The organism is Vibrio sp. 1249-1 (genome assembly GCF_033340495.1).
This window is the reverse complement of sequence record NZ_JAWOWJ010000037.1, coordinates 1-5,392: the sequence shown is the minus strand read 5'-3', so window position 1 is coordinate 5,392 and position 5,392 is coordinate 1. Positions and strand designations below refer to the sequence as shown.

The 5,392-nt window shown below is 47.2% G+C and carries 4 protein-coding genes and 1 pseudogene; 3 read left to right on the top strand and 2 right to left on the bottom strand.

Annotated elements, in window-relative coordinates; all coding sequences use genetic code 11:
- Window positions 1–457: 457 nt before the first annotated feature.
- On the top strand, window positions 458–1,999 hold the full coding sequence (locus tag R7Z50_RS23965) for an IS91-like element ISCR1 family transposase (RefSeq protein ID WP_000050481.1): 1,542 nt from the start codon (window positions 458–460) through the stop codon (window positions 1,997–1,999).
- Window positions 2,000–2,120: 121 nt separating this feature from the next.
- On the opposite strand, the gene R7Z50_RS23960 is transcribed toward R7Z50_RS23965, so the two are convergent.
- Window positions 2,121–2,579, bottom strand: a complete 459-nt coding sequence (locus R7Z50_RS23960) for a GNAT family N-acetyltransferase (RefSeq protein ID WP_181726414.1) — start codon at window positions 2,577–2,579, stop codon at window positions 2,121–2,123.
- A gap of 23 nt (window positions 2,580–2,602) precedes the next feature.
- Window positions 2,603–3,343, bottom strand: a complete 741-nt coding sequence (locus R7Z50_RS23955) for a subclass B1 metallo-beta-lactamase VAM-1 (protein ID WP_181726415.1) — start codon at window positions 3,341–3,343, stop codon at window positions 2,603–2,605.
- Window positions 3,344–3,521: 178 nt separating this feature from the next.
- Between R7Z50_RS23955 and blaPSE the strand changes: the two genes are divergently transcribed.
- Both blaPSE and aadA1 read left to right on the top strand, forming a co-directional pair.
- Complete coding sequence (blaPSE, locus tag R7Z50_RS23950; RefSeq protein ID WP_181726425.1) at window positions 3,522–4,355, top strand: PSE family carbenicillin-hydrolyzing class A beta-lactamase; 834 nt, start codon at window positions 3,522–3,524, stop codon at window positions 4,353–4,355.
- A gap of 117 nt (window positions 4,356–4,472) precedes the next feature.
- Window positions 4,473–5,310, top strand: a pseudogene (aadA1, locus tag R7Z50_RS23945) (ANT(3'')-Ia family aminoglycoside nucleotidyltransferase AadA1).
- Window positions 5,311–5,392: the final 82 nt, after the last annotated feature.

The following is a 5,392-nucleotide window of genomic DNA, read 5'->3' as shown; positions in this document are numbered from 1 at the left end:
TCGCGAAATTTCGCAGTCGCGACGCCAGAGACCGAGGGTTAGATCATGCCTAGCATTCACCTTCCGGCCGCCCGCTAAATATCTCCTTTTGGGTTGTTAATAAAACATCCAATAAGTTGACTGTGCGTGAAAAAGAAAGTTTTGTGTGATGGCGTTGAAGATCGCACCGTTAAGCTCTTATGTGGGATGGTGCAGAGCTCGACGACTACCGATAAAACGCAACCGCCGCAAACAGACAAGAAAAAGCCCCAACTGATAACAGTTGGGGCTTCAGTATTGTGATTGGTGGAGCAATAGCACCCTGAACCCAAAACCTTCTCGCTCAACCGGTAGTGGCTGATAACAACTCGTGAGGGCTATTGCGGGTTAAGCATTTAGCGATGTCTAGGGCCAGACTGGACGTCTGAACGCAAGCCGCTGATACTGTACATAACCACAGTATCAGCGGAGGATACCCATGTCGCTGGCAAGGAACGCCACGGCGAGTCAATCGCCCACTCAAACAAACGGTTACGAACGCCACCAACCCGACCAGACGCTGCTCTACCAGCTGGTTGAGCAGCACTACCCAGCCTTCAAAGCCTCACTCGAAGCCCAAGGTCAACACCTGCCTCGCTACATCCAACAAGAATTCAACGACCTCCTCCAATGTGGCCGTCTGGAGTATGGTTTCATGCGGGTTCGCTGCGAGGATTGTCATCACGAGCGTCTGGTCGCCTTCAGCTGTAAACGACGCGGCTTTTGCCCTAGCTGCGGTGCCCGCCGGATGGCCGAGAGTGCGGCGCTGCTGATAGACGAAGTCTTCCCCAAGGAGCCCATTCGCCAGTGGGTGCTCAGCTTTCCTTTCCAGCTACGCTTTTTGCTGGCTCGCCATCCCCAGCTGATGGGCCAGGTCTTGAGTATCGTCTATCGTACACTCTCAACTCATCTGATCAAAAAAGCCGGTTACACCAAAGCCTCTGCACAAACTGGCTCAGTGACTCTTATCCAACGCTTTGGCTCCGCGCTAAATCTCAATGTCCACTACCACATGCTGTTTCTCGATGGTGTCTATGCCGAAGATGACTATGGCAAGCAACGCTTCCATCGTGTCAAGGCACCCACTTACGATGAGCTGAATACGCTCGCTCACACCCTCAGCCATCGCATCGCTCGCTGCATGGAAAAGCGTGGGATTTTGGAGCGTGATGCCGAGAATACGTGGTTGACACTGGAAGAGGGCGAAGACGATACGCTGACTCAATTACATGGTGCTTCGGTTACGTATCGCATTGCCGTCGGCCCCCAGCAAGGGCGCAAAGTCTTCACCCTGCAAACCTTGCCAGGGCGTGAGGATAAAGCCGACTCAAGCAGTCGAGTAGCCAACCATGCTGGTTTCTCGCTACACGCCGGTGTGATGGCCGAAGCGCATCAGCGGGATAAGCTTGAGCGCTTGTGTCGCTACATTAGTCGGCCAGCGGTTTCAGAAAAACGTCTGGCATTAACCGCCAATGGGCAGGTGCGTTACGAGCTCAAAACTCCGTACCGCAATGGCACCACCCATGTGATCTTCGAGCCGCTGGACTTCATCGCCAAACTCGCTGCGTTGGTACCTAAGCCGCGAGTCAACCTCACACGCTTCCACGGCGTCTTTGCACCGAACAGCAAACACCGAGTTCAAGTAACACCCGCCAAGCGGGGCAAGAAGCCCGACAAATCGGAAGGTCTCGATACTAACTGGCGTGACAAGAGTCCTGCAGAGCGCCACCGCGCCATGACCTGGATGCAACGCCTCAAGCGAGTCTTCAATATTGATATTGAAGTCTGCGAACACTGCGGCGGTCACGTCAAAGTGATTGCCAGCATCGAAGATCCGAAGGTCATTGAGCAGATTCTCAAGCATCTGAAACAGAAAACAGCCAAGGCGAATGCCGCCAAGCAGCGTGAGCTGCCACCAGAACGAGCGCCGCCACTGACTCCCAGCCTGTTCGATCCATCACAGAGTCGTCTCTTTGACTGACGACCCCAAATCCAACACTGCTCAACACTGCCAACTTTTAAACGGGGCGGTGGGGCAGTTTGTATCTCTCGAGCTATCAGGCTAGAGATTTTACCGCCAAATCGAACCTTATTAGAGCGGTTTAGGCTGGACCGGCAGTTAAAATTGGGGCTTGAGCGGTAAACGAGTGAGGGAATTTCAGGTAAGATACTTCGGATGAGGAGCAAAAAGGTGGTTTATACTTCCTATACCCAAATTGCTTAATTAATGTTAAAGCTTCTCCAGCAATTCCCCTGCCTTGAGCACTTTGCTTAATCATGTAACCTACTTCGGCTATTCGCGCCTTGTGATTAATGACCTTCAATCCAATACTGCCCAGCTTTTCTCCTGATGATATGTCCTCAATACCAAATGAAAGCCAGTGATCACTTTCAAACTGCCAAGATTGAGATTTTAACTCAAACGCTGCCACAGCTTCTTGATAAGTTAGAGGCTCATACACATGCTCCATCATAATGGGGCACATTGATATTTCTATGAACAACTGTCTATCTGAACTATCAAATGGTGATAGTTTTATTCTACTACCTCTTAGCTCCACTATTTTTCCTTTGCTTTATTTGTCTATTTGTCAGAAGTCTTATCGGATGATGCTAATTTTTGTGTATGAAGGAGTAAACTAACGTCTCCAACCTGACCATGCCCAGGCACTACAGTGACTATATCTGGATAGCGTTGCAGCACTCTTTGAATAGAGTTCGACCATTCGCCTATATTTGCATCTCCAGTGTAACCTAGACTTTTATTACGGAGGCTTTTAACAAAGCAACCGCCAAATAATAGCTTTTCATTCGGTAACCAAACAACGATGTTATCTTCAGTATGGCCTGGGCCAGGATAATACACTGTCGCAATGCCGTTGAAAATTTTGAGTTCATTGCTCGATATTTCAGTATTCGAAATTTCTTTGTTATTGAGTTTAAGAAGTTGATTAGTGAGTGAAGTGGCATAAGTGTTAACTTTTAAATCATTTAAAAGTGGTAAATCACCACTCGCATCTTCATGAAAGTGAGTTACTATTGCGCTTTTTAGTACGAGACCTCTATCTTCAATCCATTCAATAAGTTGATTGGTTGCTTTGGTCGTCCAAGGAGTGTCAATCAGGTATGCCGCATCTCCATCGACTACAATTAAGCCAGACGCGCCAATAAACCCCCAAGGCTCAACATGTTTATATGAGATATGCTGATAGATATTATCGGTTAATTGTTTAACCTCCAGCGTTTTAGTGTCTGTATTGTTTGCTGCTGTTACAAAAGGAACAAAAAGAGTAATGAGCAGAATATTTTTTATCAGAAAATTCATTATTGACGACCTCTGAACGTCATTAAAAATGTGCAATTATGAGCTTGTAACGTCTATTACATTGAATCAAATTAAGTTGTTCATAGCGACTAAGTAGAGACATTTATCTTAAGTAACCTTATATGCGTTTGTAATCTTTTAATGCATTGAGACATGGAGCAAATGCTAAGAATAGCGTATCTTTTATGCTTTTGCAAGTAGTTCAAAGTTTCGGCAAGTTGAACAAGACGTTAAGGCAATTGAAGTTTCTCTTTCTGCTCGTATAGGTGTTTCCGTTCTTGATACTCAAAATGGAGAATACTGGGATTACAATGGCAATCAGCGCTTCCCGTTGACAAGTACTTTTAAAACAATAGCTTGCGCTAAATTACTATATGATGCTGAGCAAGGAAAAGTTAATCCCAATAGTACAGTCGAGATTAAGAAAGCAGATCTTGTGACCTATTCCCCTGTAATAGAAAAGCAAGTAGGGCAGGCAATCACACTCGATGATGCGTGCTTCGCAACTATGACTACAAGTGATAATACTGCGGCAAATATCATCCTAAGTGCTGTAGGTGGCTCCAAAGGCGTTACTGATTTTTTAAGACAAATTGGGGACAAAGAGACTCGTCTAGACCGTATTGAGCCTGATTTAAATGAAGGTAAGCTCGGTGATTTGAGGGATACGACAACTCCTAAGGCAATAGCCAGTACTTTGAATAAATTTTTATTTGGTTCAGCGCTATCTGAAATGAACAAAAAAAAATTAGAGTCTTGGATGGTGAACAATCAAGTCACTGGTAATTTACTACGTTCAGTATTGCCGGCGGGATGGAACATTGCGGATCGTTCAGGTGCTGGCGGATTTGGTGCTCGGAGTATTACAGCAGTTGTGTGGAGTGAGCATCAAGCCCCAATTATTGTGAGCATCTATCTAGCTCAAACACAGGCTTCAATGGCAGAGCGAAATGATGCGATTGTTAAAATTGGTCGTTCAATTTTTGACGTTTATACATCACAGTCGCGCTGATAAGGCTAACAAGGCCATCAAGTTGACGGCTTTTCCGTCGCTTGTTTTGTGGCTTAACGCTACGCTACCACAAAACAATCAACTACAAAGCCGCAACTTATGGCGGCGTTAAACATCATGAGGGAAGCGGTGATCGCCGAAGTATCGACTCAACTATCAGAGGTAGTTGGCGTCATCGAGCGCCATCTCGAACCGACGTTGCTGGCCGTACATTTGTACGGCTCCGCAGTGGATGGCGGCCTGAAGCCACACAGTGATATTGATTTGCTGGTTACGGTGACCGTAAGGCTTGATGAAACAACGCGGCGAGCTTTGATAACGACCTTTTGGAAACTTCGGCTTCCCCTGGAGAGAGCGAGATTCTCCGCGCTGTAGAAGTCACCATTGTTGTGCACGACGACATCATTCCGTGGCGTTATCCAGCTAAGCGCGAACTGCAATTTGGAGAATGGCAGCGCAATGACATTCTTGCAGGTATCTTCGAGCCAGCCACGATCGACATTGATCTGGCTATCTTGCTGACAAAAGCAAGAGAACATAGCGTTGCCTTGGTAGGTCCAGCGGCGGAGGAACTCTTTGATCCGGTTCCTGAACAGGATCTATTTGAGGCGCTAAATGAAACCTTAACGCTATGGAACTCGCCGCCCGACTGGGCTGGCGATGAGCGAAATGTAGTGCTTACGTTGTCCCGCATTTGGTACAGCGCAGTAACCGGCAAAATCGCGCCGAAGGATGTCGCTGCCGACTGGGCAATGGAGCGCCTGCCGGCCCAGTATCAGCCCGTCATACTTGAAGCTAGACAGGCTTATCTTGGACAAGAAGAAGATCGCTTGGCCTCCCGCGCAGATCAGTTGGAAGAATTTGTTCACTACGTGAAAGGCGAGATCACCAAGGTAGTCGGCAAATAATGTCTAACAATTCGTTCAAGCCGACGCCGCTTCGCGGCGCGGCTTAACTCAAGCGTTAGATGCACTAAGCACATAATTGCTCACAGCCAAACTATCAGGTCAAGTCTGCTTTTATTATTTTTAAGCGTG

What these genes read in the sequence shown, in the direction of transcription:
- R7Z50_RS23965 (WP_000050481.1), top strand. Translation starts at nt 458, where the DNA reads ATGTCGCTGGCAAGGAACGCCACGGCGAGTCAATCGCCCACTCAAACA.
- R7Z50_RS23955 (WP_181726415.1), bottom strand. Translation starts at nt 3,343, where the DNA reads ATGAATTTTCTGATAAAAAATATTCTGCTCATTACTCTTTTTGTTCCT.